The sequence below is a fragment of the Paenibacillus montaniterrae genome, assembly GCF_018403185.1.
GTDB lineage: Bacteria > Bacillota > Bacilli > Paenibacillales > Paenibacillaceae > Pristimantibacillus > Pristimantibacillus montaniterrae.
On sequence record NZ_BOSE01000003.1, the window covers coordinates 175,816 to 199,583 of the forward strand.

Genomic DNA, 23,768 nt, shown 5'->3' on the forward strand with positions numbered 1-23,768 from the left:
TATTGCTTAAGGATGAAGTGCATCGTACATATAATCGAGCGATTCTGTAATGCGCGTTCCAGGGTTTGAACCGAACAGCTCAGCAGGGAGCACCTCAATCCGGCCATCTTTTACAGCTGCAATACTGCTCCAGGCGCTGCTTGCTTCCATCTCGGCGATAAACTGATCACGCACATCTTCTGGATCGGCATGTGTCATAATAAAGATAGCCTCGGGATTGGACTCGACAATACGCTCCATATCCAGAGCTGCGTATTGCGGATAGTTGGCAAGCTGAGGATAATTGGCCGCGATGTTTGCTCCTCCAGCTATCGTTAAAATATCTCCTGCCAACGAGCTCGGCAGTGCAGCCATAAACGTTCCCGGTGCGCCATAAACGAGCAAAGCCGGCACGGGCTCGCCGCTTTCTGCTGAAAGCTCGCTTATTTTTTGCTCGATATTAGAGACCAGTTCGTTTGCTTTCGTCTGCTGCTGCAGCAAGTCTCCGAAAATCGTAATTTGCCGCTTAATATCCGCAACTGAGTTGCCGCTCGTAAGCACGACCTTGGCGCCGATATTCTCCAGCTTTGAAACATCCTTTTCGTTCATAATATTGTGAGCAAGCACAACCTGCGGCTTCACAAGCGCAACTTTTTCAAGATCGACATCATGCGTTGTTCCGATTTCCTTTGCCTCGTAGGCTGCTTCCCATTGAAGCGGCACCTCGGTAGCGGGCCGGCCTACTAACGTTCCGCCAAGCGAATAAATAATATTCGTTTCCCCAATGCTCAATGCCGCGATTCGCTCTGGTACTCCATCCAAGAGAACGGTACGATCGTTAAAATCCGTAATTGCAAGCTGTTCGCCAGCTGGGGTAGAGCTGTTAGTAACCTCAGTATTGCCGGCAGCATTGCAGGCGGTTAAAACGAGCATACATAATAGAAGCATCATGAAGCTAAATTTTTTCCATGTATCCATATTCGTCTCCTAATAAGCGATAAAGTTGAGATATAGTTCGTTTCATTCAATGATAATGATTCTTACTATCACATATTTCATATTGTGACATATTTGCCGCAACTTGAAAAGAGCCAGCCGATGATAAATTAAAGTGAGCACCATCGTTCACCATATAGCCAAAAAGTAGCAGACAGATGTGAATTCGTGTTTAAAATAAGTTGACGGTTTCTTTTCTTATCATGTATTCTTATTAAGTAATGATTATTATTCTCATGGCACGACTAAATGTTCGCAAGAGCATTTATTTTTTTATGCTTAAAATGAGAATGATAATCAATGAGCTTACGGATATGGAGGTGCTTATGAAGATTACAGCAGGTCAACTTAGTCGGTTTTTCGTAGCATTTCTTATTGCTGTTGGATTGACCGTGCTTAGCTCCATGCAGTTGTCCGCTGCCAGTGAGCTGAAGGATGGAGAATATACGATCAATTACGAGATTTTAAAGGGTGATCCAAAGGATGACTCGACTTCGCTTGCTGATGGCTATTGGAACAAGCCAGCAACAGTAATTGTCAAGAACGGTGAAATCAAGGTGCGCACTGTAATTAACAAGGACGCGTGGGTTGTTGAGTTTCAGACGAAGCAGGGCAGCAGCTTCACCGATGCGAAGGTTGTTTCCAGAGACAACGATAATGATAGCAGATTGGTAGAATTTAAGGTCAGCTCGTTGGAGGAGGATCTTGTCACTTCGATGACTGTCGATATTCCAAGTCAAAACTACTATCATTCCTATGAAACTCGCTTTCGCTTTTATCCAGATACATTAAAGCTGGTAAAGGCTGCAGAGAGCGCTGCACAGCCAACAACAGCGCCAGAAGCAACTGCATCCAGCGAGCAGAAATCAACGGAAGCGTCTACTTCCAAGCCTTCAAAGGAAACGGGTGCAGCTTCAACTGCTAAACCTGAAGCCACTGCGAATACCGATCAAAAGTCTGCATCCTCACAAAAAAGTGATGGAACAGGCAATAAATCGGATGTGACTAGCAGCGAAGGTACGGCAAGCGGCAGCACGAGCTCTAGCGGTGGTGGTATGTCAGGCAGCACGGGTGCAGACAGTTCTGCAGCTGCTAATACTCCAGCAGCTAATACTGACGGAAGTGCTGATACTGCAAGCGATGCAGGAAATGCGCAAGCGGTTACAGATGAGGTTAGTGGAGAGCAGACATCCAATGATGCAGAGCCAGCCAACCGTGAAGAGGCTGAGCCGATTAGCGAAAGCTTGGACGGCGAGCTGACAACGGCTGCTGGCGCAGGTGAAACTGCAACAGAGCAGACGAGTGATGGTGCGATTAATGATCAGGAGCAGCAAAAGGGCGGCTCAAACGCACTAGTCATCATTATTGTGATAGCTGTTTTGTTTGTAGTGGGTTCTATAATCTGGATTGTAAGAAGCAACCCTCGGAAGAGGTAACTTCAAAAACTCGACTTTGATGACGATGCGTTGCTTCGTAGCATAGTCGGCGGCGAATCTTGAACGCTAGCGAAAACTGCGGTGCTCACGTAGCTTTTGGCCTACGCTGCGCTCCTCGTTTTCTACTAGCGTCCAAGCTTCTTGGTCCTGAAAGCCGAGTTTTGAACCCTTCATTGGAAAGAGGTAGGTTCAAAACTCAACTTTGATGACGATACGTTGCTTCGTAGCATAGTCGACGGCGAATCTTGAACGCTAGCGAAAACTGCGGTGCTCACGTAGCTCTGCTCTACGCTGCGCTCCTCGTTTTCTACTAGCGTCCAAGCTTCTTGGTCCTGAAAGCCGAGTTTTGAACCCTTTATTTGGAAAGAGGTAGGTTCAAAACTCAACTTTGATGACGATGTGATTGCGTTGTAGTGGATTCGACGGCGAATGAAAATTATAAAAAACGGAGGAATATTTATGAACAGAAGATTTGTTAAAACAGTTACAAGCTTGGCGGTTGCGGCATTGCTGGTGGGGGCGGTTCCGACTATTGCTCTTGCTGAAACAGCGGCACCGACAGCGGCAGCAACTGAGCAGCAAACTGAAAAAACGATTGTGCACTTTATTAATTCATCCAAGCCAGCTTCGCTATCTTCTATGGTTGCGTACATCGCCAATCCATCTGTTTATGTAAAGGATGGCGTAAGCTATTTACGTATCGATGTGCAGCAGGTTTATGATGTGAAGATTACAGTAGAAGGCAAGGAAGGTACGAAGGTTGCGGAATACGAAGCAACTGTAAATGGCCGCAATGGCGAGCAGAAGGTTACATATTTTACGCTTGATTATGCGTTGACTGATGCTACGAAGGTGATTGAAGCGGAGGCTTCTTATTTTGTACCGGAGTACTTTACAGAGCCGCAAAAGCATGGCATTTATATTTCGATTAATAACGATATTGACGCATCCATTAAAGAGCTGGCAGCTGCAATTGCCGAGGCCAAGCTAATTGCTGAGCCATCTGAGTCATTAAAAGAGGCGCTTGCCGCAGCTGAAAAAGCAAACAGCTATTTAACGAAAAAGGATGAGCTGGAAAAGGCGCTAAAGGATTTTAAAGCAGTATTGCAGGCTGAACCTGTAGCTGTGCCAGTTCATTATGTCAATGATGCTGATGCCAGCAAGCTTTCCGTTATGGGCACTTATTTGGCTAATCCTAAAACCTATGTTAAGGATGGCGTAACATATTTCCGTGTTGACGTTCAGCAAAGCTATGATGTAAAGGTGCTTGTTGAAGGCAAGGAAGGCACGAAGGTTGCTGAATATGAAACGACTGTAAATGGTCGCACAGGTCCACAGCAGGTTACTTACTTTACCTTTGATTATGCATTAACTGATGCAAATGCAGTGATTGAAGCTTCTGCTTCTTATTTCGTACCGGATGTGTTTGAAGAGCCGCAATCTCATAACATTAAGCTTGTTATTGGCGAGGATGTTGAAGCAAGCAAAGCGAAGCTGGTTAAAGCGATCGCTGCAGCTGAAGCAGTAGCTGAGCCTTCTGAAGCATTGCAGACTGCAATCAAAGCTGCGCAGGAAAGCAACAGCTATCTGCTGTCCAATGCTGAGCTGCAGCTTGCAACTGAGGCGCTTATCGCACAAACAGTGAAGGAAGTAAGCTTTACTGATGTAACGACTCATTGGGCGAAAGAGGCAATTACGAATGCCGTAGCTACAGGTGTTGCTGGCGGTTATCCAGACGGCAGCTTCAAGCCAGACCAATCTATTACACGTGCCGAGTTTACGAAGCTGCTGGTAGAAGGACTTGAGCTGCCAGCGTCAAGCTCCGAGCTTAGCTTTACCGATGCTGCTGACATTCCGCAATGGGCACAGTCCTATGTAAAAGCAGCTGTGCAAGCAGGCATTACAACTGGCTATCAGGATGGCAGCTTCCGCGCAGATGGCGCGATTACGCGTGCTGAAATGGCAGTAATGATTGTTAAAGCACTTGATCTTGAGCTTGAAGAAGCTGAAGCATTAAGCTTCGAGGATGCGGACAGCATTCCTGGCTTTGCGCAGCAGCATGTAGCGACTGCAGTGAAGCATGGCTTGATTCAAGGCTTGAACGGCAACAAATTTGCTGCTGACCAGCAGGCTTCCCGTGCACAAGCGGTAACGATCATTTTGCGTGCATTAGCGCCTGCAAGCTTGACTCAGCAATAAGAATGTGTGTGAATGCTTCATGCTATGAAGCAATAAAATATTAAGCTGCGTAGAGGACCTCAATTGCTGAGCGTCCTCGTACGCATTTCTAGGAGGAAATGATCAATGGTCAGACGTAGCATGTACGCTGCGATCAGTTTAATCCTAATTGGCCTGCTGCTGTCAGGCTGCGGCAGCTCAAGCAATCAAGGAGCCGCCAATAACGGCAGCCCCACCAGCAGCAACACTGCGCCTGCTGCTTCTGATGGCAGCAATGGCAGTAATGGCAGTAATGGCAGTAATCAGTCCGGCAATGGGCAGTCCGATAGCGGGCAGACGGGCGAGGAGCAGCAGCATCGCATTGTATCGACAACAGTGGCAATTACCGAGGTGCTGCATGAGCTTGGGCTTGATGTTGTTGGCGTTCCATCTACTGCGAAAACACTGCCCGAGCGCTACAGCTCAGCGGTAGAAGTAGGCAATCCGATGAGTCCTGACATGGAGCTGGTCAAAAGCTTGAAGCCAACGCATGTCTTTTCCGTTACGACGCTGCAATATGATCTTGAAAAGCTGTTCAGCAACGTCGCGATCGAGGCCAGCTTTCTCGACTTTACAAGCCTGGACGCGATGAAGGGCGAGATCAAGAAGTTGGGTGAAATGTTTGACCGTCAGGCTCAGGCTGAGGCGCTCATCGCCAGCTACGATGAAAAGATCGCACAAATCAAGCAGGAGGTTGCGGACCAGCAGCCGCCATCCGTACTGATTTTGATGGGGATTCCAGGCAGCTATCTTGTCGCAACGGAGCATTCCTATATCGGAGATCTCGTGAAGCAACTCGGCGGAACGAATATCGTAACCGATTCTGACGTTGAATTTGTATCATCCAATACGGAGTATTTGCATCAAGGCAATCCGGATATCATTTTGCGGGCAGCGCATGGCATGCCTGACGAAGTCATTGAGATGTTCGATCAGGAGTTCAAAACCAATGACATTTGGAAGCATTTTAATGCGGTAAAAAACGACCGCGTATATGATCTTCCCGAGGACTTTTTCGGAACGACGGGCAATTTGGCAGCAGATGAGGCGCTGGACATACTGGCAGATATGCTGTACCCCGATCGGAAAGGATAAGGTGATATGAAAAAACTGATTTGCTTTCTTGTCGTTGCAGTGCTGCTGGTCGTGCTGGCGCTCTATTCCATCGCTACTGGAAGCATAAAGGTTGGATTTGGCGAGCTCGTATCCGGCCTGCTGTTTGGCGGCAACGATAATGTAGAGGTGATTCGCGATATGCGCTTGCCGCGCATTATTGTAGCAATGCTTTCAGGAGCCGCTTTGGCGGTGTCCGGTGTGCTGCTGCAGGCGGTTATGCGCAATCCGCTTGCCGATGCAGGGGTTATCGGCATTTCGGCAGGAGCTGGCTTTGTCAGTGTATTTGTCGCTACTGTTTGGCCGGTGCTCATTTTTTGGATGCCGTTATTTTCTGTACTCGGCGGCTTGTTTGCCTGCTTCCTCGTCTATGCCTTTACATGGAAGCAGGGACTGCGACCGCTGCATTTAATATTGGTTGGCGTTGCGATCAATGCGATGTTTTCCGGTTTGAACCAGCTGTTCAACTATCGCGGCAGCTATGCCGTAACGCAGGTCAATCAAGCGGTTAGCTCAATCTTTACGATGAAAACGTGGAATGACGTCGATATTATGATGACCTATGGCTTGATTGGCTTGGTTGCGGCGCTCTTCCTTGGCACCTGGTGCAATTTGCTAGCGCTGCAGGATCGTACGGCGGGCAATCTCGGCTTAAATGTGCTGCGAGCGCGGCTGGTCATTTCCTTTGTCGCGGTGCTGCTTGCTTCTGTAGCTACAGCGATCGGCGGCTTGATCGCCTTTGTCGGCTTGCTTGTACCGCATATTGCGCGTCAGCTGGTTGGAACGAATCATTGGCTGCTTATTCCGTTTTCAGCCTTGCTTGGCAGCCTGCTTATTTTGCTAGCTGATACGGTAGGCAGAACGATTATTGCGCCAATCGAAATACCAGCGTCGGTCATTATGATGATTATTGGCGGACCATTCCTGATCTTCATGCTGTTAAGGGGGGAGCGACTATATGCAAATTAAAGAGCTGAGCTTTCAATATAAAAACAGCCCGCCAATTATTAAAGGGATGTCGACGCAGTTTGCTGAAGGGAAAATTACGACGATAATCGGTCCGAACGGCAGCGGCAAATCGACGCTGCTCGGCTTGATGGCACGCAACTTCGCTCCCAACTCCGGGCAAATTTTAATTGATGGACGAGAACTGCAAACGATCAAAACGAAGGAGCTGGCGCGCCTGCTTGCTGTCGTGCATCAGCAAAATGAAGCTCCCTATGATTTGACTGTAGAGCGGCTCGTGTCCTATGGTCGCTTGCCGTATCGTCATATGTTTTCACAGGAAAGGGACGAGGACCGTGAGGCGATTGAATGGGCGCTAGCGTGCACCAAGCTGGTCGAGTACCGCGATCGCAGGCTGAATGAGCTGTCTGGCGGGCAAAAGCAGCGCGCCTGGATTGCGATGGCGCTTGCGCAAAAGACAACGGTGCTGTTTCTCGATGAGCCGACAACGTTCCTCGATATTTACTATCAGATTGAGCTGCTTGATTTGGTGAAGGAACTCAATGAGCAGCACGGCTTAACCATTGTTATGGTGCTGCATGATGTCAATCAGGCGGTTCGCTACAGCGACGAGCTTAAAGTGGTCAAGGATGGACAAATCATTGCGGAGGGTGCTCCAGAAACGGTGATGACCAGTGAGCTGATGAAGACGGTTTATGATGTACAGGCCGTAATCCGCAAAGATGAACAAGCCGGGATGTATATTGTGCCTATCGCGACAAACGCGTAGGCATTTTTTTTCAACAAATACTTGAAATCGACCTGTAAAATAGGTAAAATATGAGTTGTTAGCACTAGACGCTATTGAGTGCTAACAAAATTGTATAAAGAGAACCATTCATATAAGGAGGCTTTTATCAATGATTAAACCTTTAGGTGAACGTGTATTGGTCGAACCAATCGCACAAGAAGTGACAACAGCTAGTGGAATCGTATTGCCAGATACGGCAAAAGAAAAACCACAAGAAGGTAAGGTTGTAGCTGTAGGTAGCGGAGTATTCAAAGACGGCGCTCGTGTTGCTTTGGAAGTGAAACCAGGCGACCGCGTTCTGTTCTCTAAGTATGCTGGTACAGAGATCAAATATGACGGCAAAGAATATTTGATCATGAAAGAAAGCGACATTCACGCGATCTTCGAATAAGATCGACCTCAATATAGACGACACATAACCAAACAAATTATTTGGAGGGATATTATAATGGCAAAAGAGATTAAATTTAGTGAAGATGCTCGTCGCGCAATGCTGCGTGGTGTTGATGCACTTGCTGATGCTGTTAAAGTGACACTTGGACCAAAAGGACGCAACGTGGTACTTGAGAAAAAGTTCGGCAGCCCGCTAATTACGAACGACGGCGTATCCATTGCTAAAGAAATCGAGCTAGAGGACGCATTTGAAAATATGGGTGCTCAGCTTGTTAAAGAAGTTGCAACCAAAACAAACGATATCGCTGGTGACGGTACAACGACTGCGACTGTTCTAGCTCAAGCGATGATTCGCGAAGGCTTGAAAAACGTAACTGCTGGCGCTAACCCGATGGTAATCCGCAAAGGGATTGACAAAGCAGTTAAAGCTGCAGTTGCTGAGCTAAGCAACATTTCTAAAAAGGTTGAATCTTCTCAAGATATCGCACAAGTTGGTGCTATCTCTTCTGCTGATGAGGAAGTTGGTAAACTAATCGCTGAAGCTATGGAGAAGGTTGGCAACGACGGCGTAATTACAGTTGAAGAATCTAAAGGCTTCGTAACTGAGCTTGAAGTTGTAGAAGGTATGCAATTCGATCGCGGTTACATCTCTCCATACATGGTAACAGATACAGACAAAATGGAAGCGGTGCTTGACAATCCGTACATTTTGATCACAGACAAGAAAATTACAAACATACAAGAAATCCTTCCAGTGCTTGAGAAGGTTGTTCAATCCGGCAAGCAGCTTCTAATCATCGCTGAGGATGTTGAAGGCGAAGCTCAAGCTACTCTAGTTGTTAACAAGCTTCGTGGTACATTCACTTGCGTAGCGGTTAAAGCTCCTGGCTTCGGCGACCGCCGCAAAGCTATGCTTCAAGATATCGCGGCTCTAACTGGTGCTCAAGTGATCACTGAAGAGCTTGGTCTTGAATTGAAATCTACAGATGTTACATCTCTAGGTTCTGCTCGTCAAGTACGCATTACAAAAGAAAACACAATTATCGTTGACGGTGCTGGCAACAGCGATGATATCCAAGCACGCGTTAATCAAATTAGAACGCAATTGGAAGAAACAACTTCCGAGTTCGACAAAGAAAAACTGCAAGAGCGTCTTGCTAAGCTTTCTGGCGGCGTAGCTGTAATCAAAGTCGGCGCTGCTACTGAAACTGAGTTGAAAGAGCGCAAGCTTCGCATCGAGGATGCATTGAACTCTACTCGTGCTGCTGTTGAAGAAGGTATCGTATCCGGCGGTGGTACAGCGCTAGTGAACGTATACAAAGCTGTAGCAGCTGTAGAAGCTGAAGGCGACGAAAAAACGGGTGTAAACATCGTACTTCGCGCACTTGAAGAGCCAGTTCGCACAATCGCTGCAAACGCTGGCCAAGAAGGCTCAGTTATCGTTGAGCGCTTGAAAAACGAGTCAGTTGGCATCGGCTACAACGCTGCTACTGGCGAGTGGGTGAACATGTTCGAAGCGGGTATCGTTGACCCTGCGAAAGTAACACGTTCTGCACTACAAAACGCTGCATCTGTTGCAGCTATGTTCCTGACTACAGAAGCTGTAGTTGCTGACAAACCAGAGCCAAAAGCTGCTACTGGTGCCCCTGACATGGGCGGCATGGGCATGGGCGGCATGATGTAATAGGCCATCAAGCCTTGCTATATTAATGTTTACGGGCTCCTTCGGGAGCCCGTTTGCTTTTAAATTTCACTTTGAATTAAAACTCTAAATTCTTTTTAGTCTCTTCTTCTGTTTGTAAAACAATTGCCAATTGTCTCCAGTATTTTGTACTAAAAAGACAATCTCATTGTCGAGCTCGTTGACTGTGAGGATCAAAAATATCCATCATCTATAATTCGTAAGGTTTTTTTATTACTGAAAGCTTCTACAATGAAAAGATAATTACTTCTCCAAATTAATGCGACGCGATTGTTTTATAAACTACGGTCTTTCCTCTCTTTAGAATACTCACTATGCGCAATTATGTTGACCTACATAAATAATTCATCATGTCCCTTCAATCAAAGTAGAAATTACAGAAATGTTGAAATACCTATAAAGTGTTAGTACGCAGATAAATTTGTTTATGGGGATGATTCCATCGGTTACACTGAAATGTCAATACAAGCATATTTGAAAAAATAATAGAGGAGTTAAACATAAGTGTTAACAAAGGGAAATTGGCGTCATCTATTACAGTATTACAACTTTATTAAAGGCTATAAAAGCTGGCTTGTCCTAGCTCTTATTTTATTAAGTATTGTTGTCCCGGTTTTTGAGGTGTGGATTTTAAATGCTACTAAAGATATTATAAATCAATTTAATAATTCTAATAATCGTGAAGATATGCTGTCTTATTTGAAGTTATTATTTATATTAGTTGCTATCTCCGCTGTTGTTAATTGGATTTTAGCTCTTGTAATCGCATTAAATAATTCAGCCAATGAGGAAAAATCTAAACTAATTGTACTGGATAATTTTATAAAGCATAAGCTGAGCGAACATGACACATTTGATTTCCAGCAAAGGTTTAACCTAATAAGGTATGGCTTAAACAACTGTGTGGAAGGATTTTTTGTAATAATAAGCGGATTAATTTCAAGCTTAATTAAAGTAATAGTGCTGTTAGCGACGGTATCCTTGTTAAACAATGTAATGCTTATCGTACTATTGATTATTTTTGTCATACCTATATCCATTATAAGAGGCTATATTAACAGGTCTTCACTGATACTTGATTGGATCAATTCCTACAATGCAATAAAGTCACGTTACTATAAAGGTCTGCTATTAAATACTAGTATTGTTTCTGAAATTCTTATGAACAAATCTTCCAAGTTTATGTTTGGCAAATGGAATCAGCATATGTCTGAAATCAATCAAAGAGACTATAAAGCAGGAGTTAAACAATTTAATCTAAGTCTACTGCTCGGAATACTGTTAGCATCCCTTATCACGATATATATTGCTAATGTAGTATTATCACAGGAAATAATTGCTAATCCAGGGGATTTATTTTTAATAGTGACTGCAGCTGTTTTAATAATCATGAGCTGTGAGAATCTATTTTCACAAATTCAAATGATTGGGTTTCAGAGCAATCAGTACAGGATGTTTAAGGACTATATTGTTAGTCAGACAAACGAGAGAAGTAACTCGAAACATCTTACTGCATCAGAGCTGGAGGCAGATAAAAAGGATGATAGAGATTTGCAAATAAATAATTTATCCTATCGTTTTCAGAACGGAAGCAAATTGGTTCTTGACGATATCACATTAAGGCTTTCATCAGGTGAAAAAATTGCGATCGTCGGTCCTAATGGAGCAGGGAAAACCACGTTATATCATTGCATGATGGGATTACTAGAGCCAACTGCAGGAACGGTGCAAATAAATGGACTTCATCCTCATCAGCTTAGCCCAGAGGAAAGAGCGAGCTTGTTTTCTCCCGTGTTTCAAAGTACTCATTTATATAAAGGAATTTCAATTATGGATAATTTGAAAGTCGGTCGTGAGATTGATTACGCTATGATCGATGCGATGTTCAAAGATTACGATTATGACCAGTTATACGGTGGTCATTTAGGCGGTGTTGAGCTATCAGGCGGTCAAATTCAAAAGCTGGGTATTCTAAAGGGGCTATTAGGCAAAGGAATTTTGATCCTTGATGAACCAACTGCGTCATTGGACCCGATGGCAGAACAGGAAGTTGTAACTATGCTGCTTCGCCAAACACGAGACAGAATTGTCATATTAACGACACATAGGATGGGGATTACACTCCAATTTGATAGAGTCATCGTATTAAATCAGGGTAGGATCGTACAAGATGGTTCGCCACAACAACTGCTACAGATAGAAGGCTTATTTAAGGAGATGTTTGAATCACAAGGACAGATTTATAAACAATTAAGTGAGGTAGAGTAATGGAGCAGGAACCTAAAAGACTGTTTACTGGTCAAATTAGAGAGTTAATAAACAAAAAAAAGGGATTAATTAGCCTAATACTTATTATTGCAATTGTAGACTCCGCCATTCCTGTTGTACAGGTCAGCATACTAGGCTATCTCGTAATGCAATTGATTAGTGGAGTCAAGTCAGACGTTGCGCTCTTTTTAGTGATATATCTGTTTACTTATTTTGCGCAGCACTTCTCGGCGTATTGCAAGAATAAAGCACAGTTAAAGCTCAAGCTGGATTTTGCACATAAACTTGAGGAAGAGGTTATCCAAAAGGTAGCAAAAACTTCCTTGAATACACGATTGCAGCCAAAGTTCAATGATAGCTTTACAGCTGTACAAAATGCACTCTCTCCTGGGCAAATAAGTAATATGATTGTATTAATGATAGAAAGCCTGATTATTTTACTTACTGTTATTTTTATAACCATTAATTTAATGAGCGTAAGTATTGTTGCACCGCTTATAGTACTCATTTTGCTGATATTTGTGTTTCCGCTTCAAATTAAGGCTAATAACATTTATCGGGATCGGGTGTTATTTGGACATATAAGAGAGCAGAATATAATTAGCGCACTAGAGAATGATATCTTTTCAAGACAAGGTTTTATTGAAATGAACATAATGGGGTATTATGGCTGGATTAAAAACATTTGGCTTAACAAATTTCGAGCTTTCAGGAAAATAAAAACGAAAGAGGAGATTAAGCTACAATCTTTGAATCATCTATTAAGTACCTTTTGGCATGTAAGTCCTGTTCTGGTAGTTTTAATCGTTATGTTCACTAATCAAATTAGTTTAAGCCAGCTAGTTATTTTGTTCGGTTCCATGTACTATCTTATTCCGCGAATTTTTAGTGCGGTTGAGACCTTCACACAATTGCAGCATAGTTTAGGGTTATTCCGTAAAGTTATTGCTTTTATGGATGAACATACACCCACGGCAAAGCATGTACTACATAGAGCAACTGAGCCCCAATTTATTAAGGGTAGCAATATTTCCTTCGCTTACCCGGATCAAAAAAATATTTTGAGCAATGTAAACTTCAAGCTTAATAAAGGCGATGTTGTTTGCATTGTTGGAGAGAACGGATCAGGAAAGTCTACTTTGGTTAAACTCATTACCGGATTACTTGATCCTTCTGAGGGGATGGTTGAATTTGACGAACGCTGTAAAGTTCCCCAAGGCAGCGCTTTTTTTCAAAATTTTATTAAATTGGAGGAAACAATCAGGGACAATGTAGCAATTGGAACAGAGAATCATGTATCGGATGAACAAATCTATAAAGCATTAAAGGCTGCAAAGGGAGATTTTGCAATAGAATCGGGGCTTGATACCTTGCTTGATGTGGATTTGGGTGGAATCAATATCTCAGGAGGTCAGTGGCAAAGACTAGGGTTGGCGAGAACATTTATTAAAGAGAACGGCATTATCATATTAGATGAACCTACCGCGTCACTTGATCCTCTTGCTGAAATCGAATTGTATACGAGTGTAATTGATAAATACAGTGATAGAACGATTATATTGGTCTCGCATAGATTAACCGCCACGCTGCTAGCAGATCAAATTTTGGTTGTGAGTGAGGGCGGCATAACGGAAGTCGGTACTCATCAGCAGTTAATGAAGCAGGAAGGCTTGTACCATAATTTTTTTAATGTGCAGGCAATGCCTTATCTAAATTATTACCGTGATAAAAAGAGATTGGAGGCGAATTAATGTATACGATTTCAAGCAATATTATGGCTGCAGAATTGGGAGATGAAATGGTTATTCTTGATCTTGTATCGGGAGAGGGCTTGAGCCCTTGCCCACATTGTGTAAGATGAAGATATCTATGAGTGATGAAAATTGCTCCAAGGTGTCTTCTTTTTTTGAGTTCATAACTAAATCCGTTAGTGAAAGTGGTATGATGAGAGAAGTTTATTAGCAGCGCAATTAAATGTTAAGGAGAAAAACATGAGTGAAATTACATTCATAGCTTCTCAGAATAGTTTACCGGAAATTGTTCGAACTGGAGCTAGACTAATTAAAGTCAAAGATGCGTCTCAGGTTAATGATCAACAAGAAACTGAAACGAGCAAGGGGTTAAATGAAGAAAGTGAGTTATTATTTATTGATAATGAAAATCTTTTTAATAATTTGAGTATTAGTAAATGCAGTAACCTTCCAAATGGTTTTAAAAAATATATTACCTTAGAGCACGTCTACATAATAGAGGCAAGGCTAAAAACTAATTTTATACACCAAACTTTTGATTATATACTAAATCTTCCAAAATATATTGAGATTGAGTTGTGGTCAATTTGGGATGGGTACGAAGAGCAACCAATAAAGTATAGAAGAATAAAGAGGGATGAGTTAAGTTATAACGATTTAGAGTTTTTTCTTGATGGCAGTTGTTGCTTAGTTATTGAAAAATAATTACGTTTATCCTCAAATAATAATAATCATATTGAAGGGATATAATATTTGCTAAAATGAGATCTGTATGACCCTCTTGAACAACTTCAGATTATTGGAATAATAGATAGATAAAAAGAGACCTCCCGAAATTCGAGAGATCACTTTTTATCTTTTTTGCACTTATAATTATATTTTTAACAGCATCATCTCATATTCGTCTGTCACGAAGTTCGTGCGCCTGATTTTTGCAAGCCCCTAAACTAACTTTTCTTCTTCTCCAGCCATTTCCCGATTCCATACAATACTGCTCCTGACGGGATCAACCAGTATACGGGAATGTCGATGGAGACTCCAAACGAAGGCATGAAATAAAGGCCGGCTACGAACAAGCCACATGATCCTCCCCCAATCAGGAACGCTGAAATCAGCTCTTTTCTTTTATTGACTTCACGAAAAGCAGCCCTGCGAATGTAATTTAACAACAAATAGACGAAAAGGTACACAGCGAGCAGGGAAGCGGCTACGCCTACTGCCAGGCTCCCTAATTTGAAATGATAAACAGGTTCACCAATGTTAAAGCCATAGCTAAGTATGGTTGCCAGCAGCCCGGAAGTAAAGGCAAAGACACCGAGAAAGGTCGAGCCAGACATGAACAGCAGCTTGATGATTTCCTTAGGCAAAGCTGTTGGCAGCTCGCCGACAATTTCCTGAGCATACGCTTTTGGATCATGTCCAAATACTTCTTCAGCCGTTCTTCCTTCTGCTTGTGCTTCAAGAAGGTGATCGAGCACTTCCATTAATATTTCTTCTGTTTCCTGCTCGGATTTATTAAATGATGTTCTAATATAGATCAACAAGCCACTGTAGTACTTTTCATTTTCCTCGTTCAGCAGCTCGCGTTTGCGATTATTTTCCTGGATTAGTTCTTCTGTACGCATTATGTTCTTCCTCCTTTTGATAGCAATTCGTCCACAGGACCTTTTAGATTATTCCAATGCTTGATAAATTCCTGCAGCGCAGCCTCGCCTTCGGCCGTCAAGGTGTAGTATTTTCTGTTTGGCCCGCTGGGCGATTTTTTCATTTCTCCTACAATCAGTTTCTCCTTTTGCAGCCGAAGTAAAATCGGGTAGATCGATCCTTCGCTTACTTCAATTCGCATCGCATGCAGCTTCATTGTTAGCTCATAGCCATATATCGTTTCGTTGGATATGACGGCGAGGATGCAGCCTTCCAGTATCCCTTTTAATAGTTCACTTCGTAATGACAATCTTCACACCTACCTTGCGTTACAATATAGTGATGTAAAAAAATATTAGCTTTCGCTGGTATTTTGCAAAATAATATAGCTAAAGCTTTAATAGGTATCTTGCGTAACAATATAGCTGGGCTTTTATTAGCTACCTTGCGTAGCAAAGTAGCTTGAGTACATCTTATCATAATGCTATAGCTATTTCAAGAATGAGCCGATAACCAAACTTTTACATTACGTAAAGCCGATTACTTAAATGGACGTTAACAAGGGAATTGACGCAAATTTAATGTCATTGAAATTTTAATTGAACCTTTTCGATAAAACGAGCCAATAGTTTATGTAACACCTGATTGGAGGGCCGGTCCTATGAAAAACATTGATTGGAGCCCTTGGCTTATCCGGATGAGCCAAGGGGATGAGGAGGCTTTTCGGACGGTATATGAAGAGACGCGTGAGCATGCCTATAGACTTATCTGCTATCTATCTTCCAGCAAGGAGGATGCGGCAGACATCATGAGTGAGGTTTACATCGAATTGCTGAAAAGCGCCGACAAATACCGACCGGAGCAGCCTTTTACCGCATGGTTTAATGGCTTGATTGTAAGGCAAGTGAGAAACTGGAAAAGAAAAAGCTGGAGGCTGTATCGGATTGTAGAAAAGGTGAAGCTGCTGGCAGATGTTTCGCCTGATCGAAAAGCAGAAGCCGAGCTTTCCGCGGTGGGTGATCAGCTGGAGCTTCTTCCAATCTTAAGAAAGCTTCCACTTAAGGCAAGGGAGATAATTGTGCTCAGGTATTATCAGGATTGCTCGATGGAAGAAATTGCTGCATTGTTAGAGATTCCATTAGGTACGGTGAAATCAAGACATCACTATGCCTTGAAGCAATTACGCCGTCAATTTGAAGAAGTCCAAGGCTGAAAGGAGCGGAAGGATTATGTCTATTGAGGAACAATTAAGCAAAGCATTCAAGCATAGCGAGTCTTCACTGCATTGCCCTCCTTCGCTGGATATTCGAATTAAGGAGGAATATGAACAGATGGTGATGGGGAAAACGGTTCAGTTGAAAAGAAAAGGGAAAATGTCGAAAATCGCGGCAATTGCTTTGGTTGTAGTGCTGCTATGCGGATTTGCGTATGGAAGCAAGTTTTTATTTTCAGATTCTACGAACTTTCTTTCTTACGAATTTTACTCCAGTGAAGCATATGACTTGAAGCAGGAAACCTTCGAGGAAGCACGTGCTGCAATTAAACAAGTACAGTCTCAACTCAAGCCAGGAGAAGCGGCGATTGTATACCTGCCTGAAGCGCTTAAAGAATTTCCGCTTTATCCTGTGACTAAGCCTGATTACATCTCTAATAAACATGAATGGCAGCTTGTTTTGGATGAGCAAGGAATAACGGAGCAGTTGCCTGATTCGATACTTGAAGGAGCCTTTCAATTTGAAGCGGGTGCAATTAACAACTATCCTATTATTGGTTTAGATCAAAATGATCTTATTGCAGAGATGGAAGCTGAGAAAAAGGTAAGCAATAATGATCAGCCAATTTGGCGATTAACAGAGCTTACGACCAATTCGAGTATACCCTCGTATATATCTGTCTATCGTGCTGAAAATGGGGAAGCTATTCATCTAACTTTGGAAGTCCACGATGAAGTAGTAAAAATAGAAGGTTTCACCTCCACCAGTACGGAATATGAGGAATATAATCTAAACGGCAAAAAGGCGCACTATACTAAAAATAATCAAGCGTTGTTAGGGGATAGCGGTGTACTGCAAAACGTAATGTGGATGGAAGAGAAGGATGGCAAGACGATTATTTATAATGTAGAATCCGATTCATTAAATATGACGAAGGAAAAGCTGCTTGAGGCTGTAAGAAGCTTGCCTTAACGTTGTTCAACTAGCGAGTCGCCCCCAATAGGTGCAGACTTAAGCAACTACCTGCAACTATCTCTATAGCCATTCGCAAAAAAGCTGCCGATTATGCCGGCAGCTTTTTTGCGAATAGGAGGTCAATCATTATCCGAGATCTCGCCTTGTTTAAGAAGGGCATTATGATGCATATTCTTTTCCATCCAATCCATACTAAAAATACCAAACAATATCCGGAGGATTGATTATGGAAAATAATCCGATAACCGTGCATGCGATTATCAATGGTGAGAAGGTTGTTGCAGAAAAGAATTCCCCTCGTGAAAACCCTACGCATCCTGACGAAATTGTCGGCTATGCACCGCTTAATACAAAGGAGGATGCCGTTCGAGCAATAGAGGCCGCTTATGATGCATTTAAAAGCTGGGCCTGGAGCGATGTAGATGACCGCATTGCACGCATGCAGCGGGCTATTCAAAAGATTAAGGATGCGACTCCAGAAATAGCTCATCTATTGTCGAGAGAGCATGGAAAGGCGCTATATGATTCACAGGGTGAAATTGCAATTTCGCTAATGTGGATGGAATTCGCCTGCGAACACGTGAAAAAAGTAATTGCCCCTCAAGAAAAGGAGCATGAAAACGGCAGAACGATTATTACGTTCGACCCAATTGGCGTCGTCTCGGCCATTACTCCTTGGAACTACCCGATCTCTTTATCAACAATCAAAATTGCGCCTGCTCTTCTAACAGGGAATACTATGGTCGTTAAGCCGAGCCCATTTGCCCCGCTTGCGGTAAGTCTGGTCATTGAGATAATTGCCAACGAATTTCCGCCAGGCGTTCTCAATCTTGTGCATGGTGAATCAGAAGTTGGCGTCGAGCTTACAGCCAATCCGAAAGTAGCTAAAATCGCATTTACTGGAGGAACGAAGACGGCCAAAAGCATTATGAAGGCTGCCTCGGATACGATTAAAAAGATGACTCTGGAGCTTGGCGGCAATGATGCAGCTATTGTCTTAGAGGATTTCGATGTAAACGACGAACGCGCCTTAAGAAGAATGGTCATCTCGAACTTTTTAACTGCAGGGCAAATTTGTATGATTGCCAAGCGGGTTTATGTCCATCGCTCAATCTATGACGCATTTGTAGAAAAATATATTGAGGCAGCTAATAAATGGATTCGAGTAGGCGATCCGTTTCATCCCGATGTGACAGTCGGCCCTGTTAACAATAAAAACCAGGTGCAATACGTAAAAAGCCTCGTAGAGGATGCGAGAAGCAAAGGAGCGAAAGTCATTGAGCTAGGGAAAATCATTAGCCCCGAGTTAATGGACAACGGCTACTTCCTGCAGCCGACCTTAGTATTAGGAGCTGACCCGCATGATCCGATAGTCGTTGAAGAGCAATTTGGCCCTACAGTCCCGATTTTGCCCTTTGATGATGAGGAGCAGGTCATCGAGTTGCATAATGAAAGCATTTATGGGCTGACAAGCTCGGTTTGGGGAGAAGAAGAACATGCCATAAAGGTTGCTCGGCGAATTGAAGCGGGAACGACAATGATTAATACAGCAGCTGTTCAAGGGCTGGATGTGCGGTTCCCTTTTGGCGGAGTGAAGCAATCCGGGGTAGGAAGAGAGTATGGAGAAGAAGGCTTAAAATCTTATGTAGAGACACATGTAATCAATATCCCGAAAACGCTTGAGCTGCCTTACATCCCTGAATAGTGCAAGCGAAGCAGCATCAAAGTGTACGCGGAAAAATACAAGCTATCCCAAGGGCCTGACTAAACGTTAGGCCCTTTTTTATGCGTCAAGAAGCACTAATTAAGCGCGAAGCGCCGACTTCGAGCCAAACATAGTTTATCAAAACTTTATTTTAGCTAACAGGTAACTTTATTTTCATTTGATAAATTGTAAGCAAACAAAACATAGGAGGCAATCAAATGACAGAAAAAACAAACTTTCCGGTTCTGGAACTAAAGGGAATTACAAAGCAAATCAAGCACAAAACACTGGTAAATAATTTAAATTGTTATGACTGGACAGTTGGCCTTTTCAAAAGTATTAAAAGTGAATGTCTAGCACGCGGTTTTTCTCCTGAATTAAATAATACGATTCATGTCAAAAATACTGCTACTATGTGTATTGATTTTTACCAGCTTGAGAGGGCGATCCAAAATATTCTTAGCAACTGCTATCGCTATACAAAGAATTTGTTATCCATTTCAGCAGAGGTTAACAATCAAAGCTTTTGCTTGCGTGTGGAAAACGATGGAGTTGTGCTTGACGCAAGTAAAACCGAAAAGATATTTGAGCGGTTTTATACGGAAGAGAGTTTAGACGCTCAGGGACATTTGGGGCTTGGCCTATATTGCCAAAACTATTATTAAGTCGATGAAGGGAGACATAAAGGCAAACGTATTCGCTGACAAAATCACTTTTGAGATCACTCTCCCTGTTCTGTAGTGACACCAATGGAGCCGAAAGCTGGCTCCATTTTTTATTTTGTGCTATCAGATTTTTTTGCGGCAATAGCACATTTTCGCTAAAGTCCAATGGGAGGAAATTGGAAAATGTCTTGTTGCCGGAAATCGGCAGCTGCTGAATAATAAGGCTACAAGGCAGCGCTGCACTTAAATTTTACTTTCTTAAATCTACTGTGAGGTGTTTGGGGTATGAAATGTGAAGTGTACGAAATATGAAGCAGGCGATTGCACAGGGAGCTGTTCAAGCAGCAACCACAGCAGGTGGAGGCAGAAATAAAAGAAAGCACTTGTTGAAGCGGCTGTATCGGGAAAGATGGATGTACGTTTTACTGGCGCCGGGATTGCTTTATTTTATAATCTTTAAATATGTTCCAATGTGGGGAGTTTTGCTTGCTTTTAAGGATTATCAGCCTTTCCTCGGCTTCTTTCAAAGCGAATGGGTAGGCCTAGAGCATTTCCGCGTTTTTTTCACTAATCCGGAGTTTGACATGCTATTGGTCAATACATTGCTCCTGTCGCTTTATAATCTAATATTTTTCTTCCCGGCTCCTATTCTGTTGGCGCTGCTGCTCAATGAGATTCGCATTGCCTTGTTTAAGCGAACGATTCAAACGCTGGTCTATGTGCCTCACTTTATATCGATGGTTATTGTGGCCAGCTTGACCTATGTGCTGCTTACAACGGAAAACGGAATAGTCAATGAGTTGATTTACCAGCAAACAGGAGAGAAGATCGACTTTCTGACCAGCCCGGACTGGTTTCGACCGCTTATTATTATTCAGACGATCTGGAAGGAGTGCGGCTGGGGCACGATCATTTTTTTGGCAGCGCTGGCTGGAGTGGATCCTGAGCAATATGAAGCGGCGATTATGGACGGGGCCAATCGCTGGAGACAAACCTGGCATATTACGCTGCCCTCTATCCGAAGCACGATTATTATTTTGTTGATTCTTCGCATGGGAGACGTGCTGGACAATGGATTTGAGCAGATTTATTTGCTTTTGAATCCGCTTAACCGCAGTGTGGCTGAAGTTTTTGATACATATGTGTATATGGTCGGCATAACACAGGGAGCATTCAGCTATAGTACGGCTGTCGGATTATTCAAGTCCATTGTAGGACTCATTCTTGTTATGGGCGCCAACTGGCTGGCCAAACGCTTTGGCCAATCCGGCTTGTATTAGAGCGTGTCTTCGGATCTTTCAGATACGCCCTAGAAGAAAGGAGATTGTACCGTGTCAAAAAAATATAGAACGCTGCCCGGCACTTTGTTTGATGTAAGCAATTATTTGTTTTTGAGCTTGTATGGCCTGGTTGCGATCCTGCCCTTTATCTACATTATTGCGGGATCGTTTGCCAGCGACGCAGAGCTGACGGAGCGAGCCGTGTTCCTTATTCCCAAAACCTTTACTACGGCAGCCTATGAATATATTTTTTCTACCAATATTATTCTTCGGAGCGTATGGGTTTCTGTTTATGTTACGGTTGTCGGTACACTTTTTAATCTTGTTTTTACGGTCACAATGGCTTATCCTCTTGCTCGCAGAGTGCTTCCCGGGCGCAATTTAATTCTGAATCTTGTCATCTTCTCCATGCTGTTTGGCGGCGGGATGATTCCTACCTTTCTCGTTGTACGGGAATTAAATTTGCTAGACAGTCTGTGGGCGCTCATTATTCCGGGAGCGATCAGCGCTTTTAATCTCATAATTGTGAAAAACTTCTTTCAGGAGCTTCCACCCGAGCTGGAGGAAGCTGCCCGGATAGACGGCTGTACGGAACTCGGATTGCTGTGGAGAATTGTTTTGCCGCTGTCCAAGCCGGTGCTTGCAACGTTCGCGCTTTTTTATGCCGTTGGTCATTGGAACAATTTTTTCAGCGCGCTGCTTTATATTAATGATCCTGAGAAGTGGCCTTTGCAGGTTATGCTGCGGCAAATTGTTATGCTGTCCCAAGCCGCAGCGGGAGATTTAAGCAGCATGGATCCCAGCTTCGTCAAGCCGCCAGACCAATCGATCAAGATGGCCGTTATCGTCATCGGTACCATTCCTATTTTGCTCGTATATCCGTTCCTTCAGAAGCATTTTGCCAAAGGGGTTTTAATTGGCTCAGTGAAGGGCTAACGGAATTGCGATAATTAAGTAAGTGATAAAAAGGAGGACTATTGTACATGAAAAGAGAAAAAAAAGTAAAAAAAGGGTTGCTTATCGCCTCCATGGCATTTTTAATCGCCATCGTGCTAGCAGGCTGCGGCAGCAAAGAATCAGGGGAAAATGCTCCTGCATCGTCACAGCAGCCTCAGTCGTCGTCATCGGCCGAGCAGAGCCCGTTGGAGCTTGACATTATGCTCCCGGTGTTTAACGCCAACTACCCTAAGGACGGAAGCCCTGTGCTGGCGGAGCTGGAGAAACAAACCAACACGAAAATTCATATTGAGTGGGTACCCAATTCTTCTTATAGCGAGAAGTTTAATATTACGTTGGCGTCCAACGATTTGCCCACCATCATGGTAGCTGATCCTAAAAACGCCAGCTTCGTCAATGCCGCCAAAGCCGGCGCCTTCTGGGAAGTGGGCCCTTATTTGAAGGACTATAAAAACTTGAGTCAGGCCAACCCGGTCATTTTGAGCAACTACGCGATTGATGGAAAAACCTATGGCGTGTACCGGGCACGTGCATTGGGTCGAAATGGCATTAATTATCGCAAGGACTGGTTGGAGAATGTTGGTCTGGAGCCGCCAAAGACGATTGATGACTTCTATCATATGTTGAAAGCGTTTAAAGAGAACGATCCCGACCAAAATGGCAAGGACGATACTTACGGCATGGTGCTTGTAAAATGGACCGGAGGATGGGCTAGCGGCTTCGATGTTATCAAGCTCTGGTTTGGTTCACCTAACAAATGGGGGCTTGAAGACGGCAAGCTGGTGCCTGAGCATGAAACGGAAGGCTATCTGGAAGCATTGAAATTTATGCGAAAGCTGTATGAGGAGAAGCTGATCAACCAGGATTTTGCCGTATATGACAGTGCCAAATGGATCGACCCGGTTGTGAACAATCAAGCTGGCGTTGTTGTTGACGTAACGGATACCGCCGGCCGGATTGAGCAAAAAATTCACGCTGCTCTGGCTGAGAAAAATCAGGCTAATCCAGATAAGCAATTTGTCGACAACATGATTGGGGTGGAAGGAGAGCATGGTTTGAAAGCGCTACCTACCTCGGGCTACGCTAATGTTTTGGCAATTCCAAAATCGGCAGTGAAAACAGAGGAGGAACTGAAGCGGGTTCTCGCGTTTATCGACCAGACGAATGAGGCTGAAATCCAAACGCTGCTCTATTCGGGAATAGAGGGAGTTCATTACACGTTGGATGATAAAGGCTTTATTGTTCCGAGCAGCGATGCTGCACTCATCGAATCGGAAGTATCAGGCTTAGGTCAAATGCTGACGTACATTCCTGAGACCAGAACGTTGAAAAGCCAAAAGTCACAAACAGCGCTTTCTATTAAAACGGAGCAGCTGCAAAAAGAGGCGGAGCAGTACATTGTTGTGAATCCGGCCGAATCATTGATCTCCAAAGTATATGCGCAAAAAGGCGCGCAATTGGATAATATCATCAACGATGCCCGGATCAACTTTATTGTAGGCAAGTCTGATGAAGCAGCGCTGAAAGCCGCATTTGAACTATGGAGAAAAAGCGGCGGGGATGATTATGTAAAGGAAATGAATGAGCTTTATGCCGCAGTAAACAACTAGGGTGCAGGAGCCGTGTCCGTCGACACGGCTTTTGTTCGCAGATGATCGTTTTCTTGCCAAGCCCTGTTCAAGGCAAGTCGGTTACGGTAAGATACTTTCATGAAGTG

The 23,768-nt window shown here is 43.6% G+C and carries 20 protein-coding genes; 17 read left to right on the plus strand and 3 right to left on the minus strand.

Annotation, left to right across the window (positions count from 1 at the left end):
- Positions 1–6: 6 nt before the first annotated feature.
- Positions 7–957 carry an ABC transporter substrate-binding protein gene (locus KJS52_RS09910; protein ID WP_213514606.1) on the minus strand — a complete coding sequence of 317 codons (951 nt, stop codon included), beginning with the start codon at positions 955–957 and terminating at the stop codon, positions 7–9.
- A gap of 254 nt (positions 958–1,211) precedes the next feature.
- Here KJS52_RS09910 and KJS52_RS09915 point away from each other — a divergent pair, with 254 nt between their 5' ends.
- The 10 genes from KJS52_RS09915 (at position 1,212) to KJS52_RS09960 (ending at position 14,316) form a co-directional block, all read left to right on the plus strand.
- Positions 1,212–2,411 (plus strand): NEAT domain-containing protein, encoded by a 1,200-nt coding sequence (locus tag KJS52_RS09915; protein ID WP_213514607.1) that lies wholly within the window; start codon positions 1,212–1,214, stop codon positions 2,409–2,411.
- 459 nt (positions 2,412–2,870) lie between these two features.
- Positions 2,871–4,610, plus strand: coding sequence for an S-layer homology domain-containing protein (locus tag KJS52_RS09920; RefSeq protein WP_213514608.1), 1,740 nt, complete (start codon positions 2,871–2,873; stop codon positions 4,608–4,610).
- A gap of 105 nt (positions 4,611–4,715) precedes the next feature.
- Positions 4,716–5,723 carry a heme ABC transporter substrate-binding protein IsdE gene (gene isdE, locus KJS52_RS09925; protein ID WP_246563392.1) on the plus strand — a complete coding sequence of 336 codons (1,008 nt, stop codon included), beginning with the start codon at positions 4,716–4,718 and terminating at the stop codon, positions 5,721–5,723.
- A 6-nt stretch (positions 5,724–5,729) separates the two neighbouring features.
- Positions 5,730–6,710: a FecCD family ABC transporter permease gene (locus KJS52_RS09930; RefSeq protein ID WP_213514609.1), complete on the plus strand. Its 981-nt coding sequence runs from the start codon at positions 5,730–5,732 to the stop codon at positions 6,708–6,710.
- The gene (locus tag KJS52_RS09935) at positions 6,700–7,476 is read left to right on the plus strand and encodes an ABC transporter ATP-binding protein (protein WP_213514610.1); all 777 of its coding nucleotides are present in this window, start codon (positions 6,700–6,702) and stop codon (positions 7,474–7,476) included. The genes KJS52_RS09930 and KJS52_RS09935 overlap by 11 nt, the downstream gene beginning before the upstream one ends.
- A gap of 130 nt (positions 7,477–7,606) precedes the next feature.
- Complete coding sequence (groES, locus tag KJS52_RS09940) at positions 7,607–7,888, plus strand: co-chaperone GroES (protein ID WP_213514611.1); 282 nt, start codon at positions 7,607–7,609, stop codon at positions 7,886–7,888.
- Positions 7,889–7,945: 57 nt separating this feature from the next.
- Positions 7,946–9,574: a chaperonin GroEL gene (groL, locus tag KJS52_RS09945; RefSeq protein WP_213514612.1), complete on the plus strand. Its 1,629-nt coding sequence runs from the start codon at positions 7,946–7,948 to the stop codon at positions 9,572–9,574.
- Between the two features lie 522 nt (positions 9,575–10,096).
- Complete coding sequence (locus KJS52_RS09950) at positions 10,097–11,860, plus strand: ATP-binding cassette domain-containing protein (RefSeq protein ID WP_213514613.1); 1,764 nt, start codon at positions 10,097–10,099, stop codon at positions 11,858–11,860.
- The gene (locus tag KJS52_RS09955) at positions 11,860–13,611 is read left to right on the plus strand and encodes an ABC transporter ATP-binding protein (RefSeq protein ID WP_213514614.1); all 1,752 of its coding nucleotides are present in this window, start codon (positions 11,860–11,862) and stop codon (positions 13,609–13,611) included. The genes KJS52_RS09950 and KJS52_RS09955 overlap by 1 nt, the downstream gene beginning before the upstream one ends.
- Positions 13,612–13,851: 240 nt before the next feature.
- Positions 13,852–14,316: a hypothetical protein gene (locus KJS52_RS09960; protein WP_213514615.1), complete on the plus strand. Its 465-nt coding sequence runs from the start codon at positions 13,852–13,854 to the stop codon at positions 14,314–14,316.
- A gap of 242 nt (positions 14,317–14,558) precedes the next feature.
- Here KJS52_RS09960 and KJS52_RS09965 read toward each other — a convergent pair whose 3' ends face one another.
- Both KJS52_RS09965 and KJS52_RS09970 read right to left on the minus strand, forming a co-directional pair.
- Positions 14,559–15,236 (minus strand): DUF1129 family protein, encoded by a 678-nt coding sequence (locus tag KJS52_RS09965; protein ID WP_213514616.1) that lies wholly within the window; start codon positions 15,234–15,236, stop codon positions 14,559–14,561.
- Positions 15,236–15,565 (minus strand): PadR family transcriptional regulator, encoded by a 330-nt coding sequence (locus tag KJS52_RS09970; protein ID WP_213514617.1) that lies wholly within the window; start codon positions 15,563–15,565, stop codon positions 15,236–15,238. Before KJS52_RS09970 ends, KJS52_RS09965 begins: the two co-directional genes overlap by 1 nt.
- 351 nt (positions 15,566–15,916) lie before the next feature.
- Here KJS52_RS09970 and KJS52_RS09975 point away from each other — a divergent pair, with 351 nt between their 5' ends.
- The 7 genes from KJS52_RS09975 (at position 15,917) to KJS52_RS10005 (ending at position 23,661) form a co-directional block, all read left to right on the plus strand.
- Positions 15,917–16,468, plus strand: a complete 552-nt coding sequence (locus KJS52_RS09975) for a sigma-70 family RNA polymerase sigma factor (RefSeq protein WP_213514618.1) — start codon at positions 15,917–15,919, stop codon at positions 16,466–16,468.
- 16 nt (positions 16,469–16,484) lie between these two features.
- Positions 16,485–17,441 (plus strand): hypothetical protein, encoded by a 957-nt coding sequence (locus KJS52_RS09980; protein WP_213514619.1) that lies wholly within the window; start codon positions 16,485–16,487, stop codon positions 17,439–17,441.
- Positions 17,442–17,670: 229 nt separating this feature from the next.
- On the plus strand, positions 17,671–19,149 hold the full coding sequence (locus tag KJS52_RS09985; protein ID WP_213514620.1) for an aldehyde dehydrogenase family protein: 1,479 nt from the start codon (positions 17,671–17,673) through the stop codon (positions 19,147–19,149).
- Between the two features lie 218 nt (positions 19,150–19,367).
- Positions 19,368–19,814, plus strand: a complete 447-nt coding sequence (locus KJS52_RS09990; protein WP_213514621.1) for a sensor histidine kinase — start codon at positions 19,368–19,370, stop codon at positions 19,812–19,814.
- A 308-nt stretch (positions 19,815–20,122) separates the two neighbouring features.
- On the plus strand, positions 20,123–21,094 hold the full coding sequence (locus KJS52_RS09995) for an ABC transporter permease (protein ID WP_213514622.1): 972 nt from the start codon (positions 20,123–20,125) through the stop codon (positions 21,092–21,094).
- A 51-nt stretch (positions 21,095–21,145) separates the two neighbouring features.
- Entirely contained in the window at positions 21,146–22,030 is an 885-nt protein-coding gene (locus KJS52_RS10000) for a carbohydrate ABC transporter permease (protein WP_213514623.1), read from the plus strand.
- A gap of 47 nt (positions 22,031–22,077) precedes the next feature.
- The gene (locus KJS52_RS10005) at positions 22,078–23,661 is read left to right on the plus strand and encodes an extracellular solute-binding protein (protein ID WP_213514624.1); all 1,584 of its coding nucleotides are present in this window, start codon (positions 22,078–22,080) and stop codon (positions 23,659–23,661) included.
- Positions 23,662–23,768 lie beyond the last annotated feature (107 nt).

What these genes read in the sequence shown, in the direction of transcription:
- KJS52_RS09990 (WP_213514621.1), top strand. Translation starts at nt 19,368, where the DNA reads ATGACAGAAAAAACAAACTTTCCGGTTCTGGAACTAAAGGGAATTACA.
- KJS52_RS09920 (WP_213514608.1), top strand. Translation starts at nt 2,871, where the DNA reads ATGAACAGAAGATTTGTTAAAACAGTTACAAGCTTGGCGGTTGCGGCA.
- KJS52_RS09980 (WP_213514619.1), top strand. Translation starts at nt 16,485, where the DNA reads ATGTCTATTGAGGAACAATTAAGCAAAGCATTCAAGCATAGCGAGTCT.
- KJS52_RS09910 (WP_213514606.1), bottom strand. Translation starts at nt 957, where the DNA reads ATGGATACATGGAAAAAATTTAGCTTCATGATGCTTCTATTATGTATG.
- KJS52_RS09960 (WP_213514615.1), top strand. Translation starts at nt 13,852, where the DNA reads ATGAGTGAAATTACATTCATAGCTTCTCAGAATAGTTTACCGGAAATT.
- KJS52_RS09935 (WP_213514610.1), top strand. Translation starts at nt 6,700, where the DNA reads ATGCAAATTAAAGAGCTGAGCTTTCAATATAAAAACAGCCCGCCAATT.
- isdE (WP_246563392.1), top strand. Translation starts at nt 4,716, where the DNA reads ATGGTCAGACGTAGCATGTACGCTGCGATCAGTTTAATCCTAATTGGC.
- KJS52_RS09995 (WP_213514622.1), top strand. Translation starts at nt 20,123, where the DNA reads ATGAAGCAGGCGATTGCACAGGGAGCTGTTCAAGCAGCAACCACAGCA.
- KJS52_RS09965 (WP_213514616.1), bottom strand. Translation starts at nt 15,236, where the DNA reads ATGCGTACAGAAGAACTAATCCAGGAAAATAATCGCAAACGCGAGCTG.
- KJS52_RS10005 (WP_213514624.1), top strand. Translation starts at nt 22,078, where the DNA reads ATGAAAAGAGAAAAAAAAGTAAAAAAAGGGTTGCTTATCGCCTCCATG.
- KJS52_RS09930 (WP_213514609.1), top strand. Translation starts at nt 5,730, where the DNA reads ATGAAAAAACTGATTTGCTTTCTTGTCGTTGCAGTGCTGCTGGTCGTG.
- KJS52_RS09985 (WP_213514620.1), top strand. Translation starts at nt 17,671, where the DNA reads ATGGAAAATAATCCGATAACCGTGCATGCGATTATCAATGGTGAGAAG.
- KJS52_RS09975 (WP_213514618.1), top strand. Translation starts at nt 15,917, where the DNA reads ATGAAAAACATTGATTGGAGCCCTTGGCTTATCCGGATGAGCCAAGGG.
- groES (WP_213514611.1), top strand. Translation starts at nt 7,607, where the DNA reads ATGATTAAACCTTTAGGTGAACGTGTATTGGTCGAACCAATCGCACAA.
- groL (WP_213514612.1), top strand. Translation starts at nt 7,946, where the DNA reads ATGGCAAAAGAGATTAAATTTAGTGAAGATGCTCGTCGCGCAATGCTG.
- KJS52_RS09955 (WP_213514614.1), top strand. Translation starts at nt 11,860, where the DNA reads ATGGAGCAGGAACCTAAAAGACTGTTTACTGGTCAAATTAGAGAGTTA.
- KJS52_RS09915 (WP_213514607.1), top strand. Translation starts at nt 1,212, where the DNA reads ATGGCACGACTAAATGTTCGCAAGAGCATTTATTTTTTTATGCTTAAA.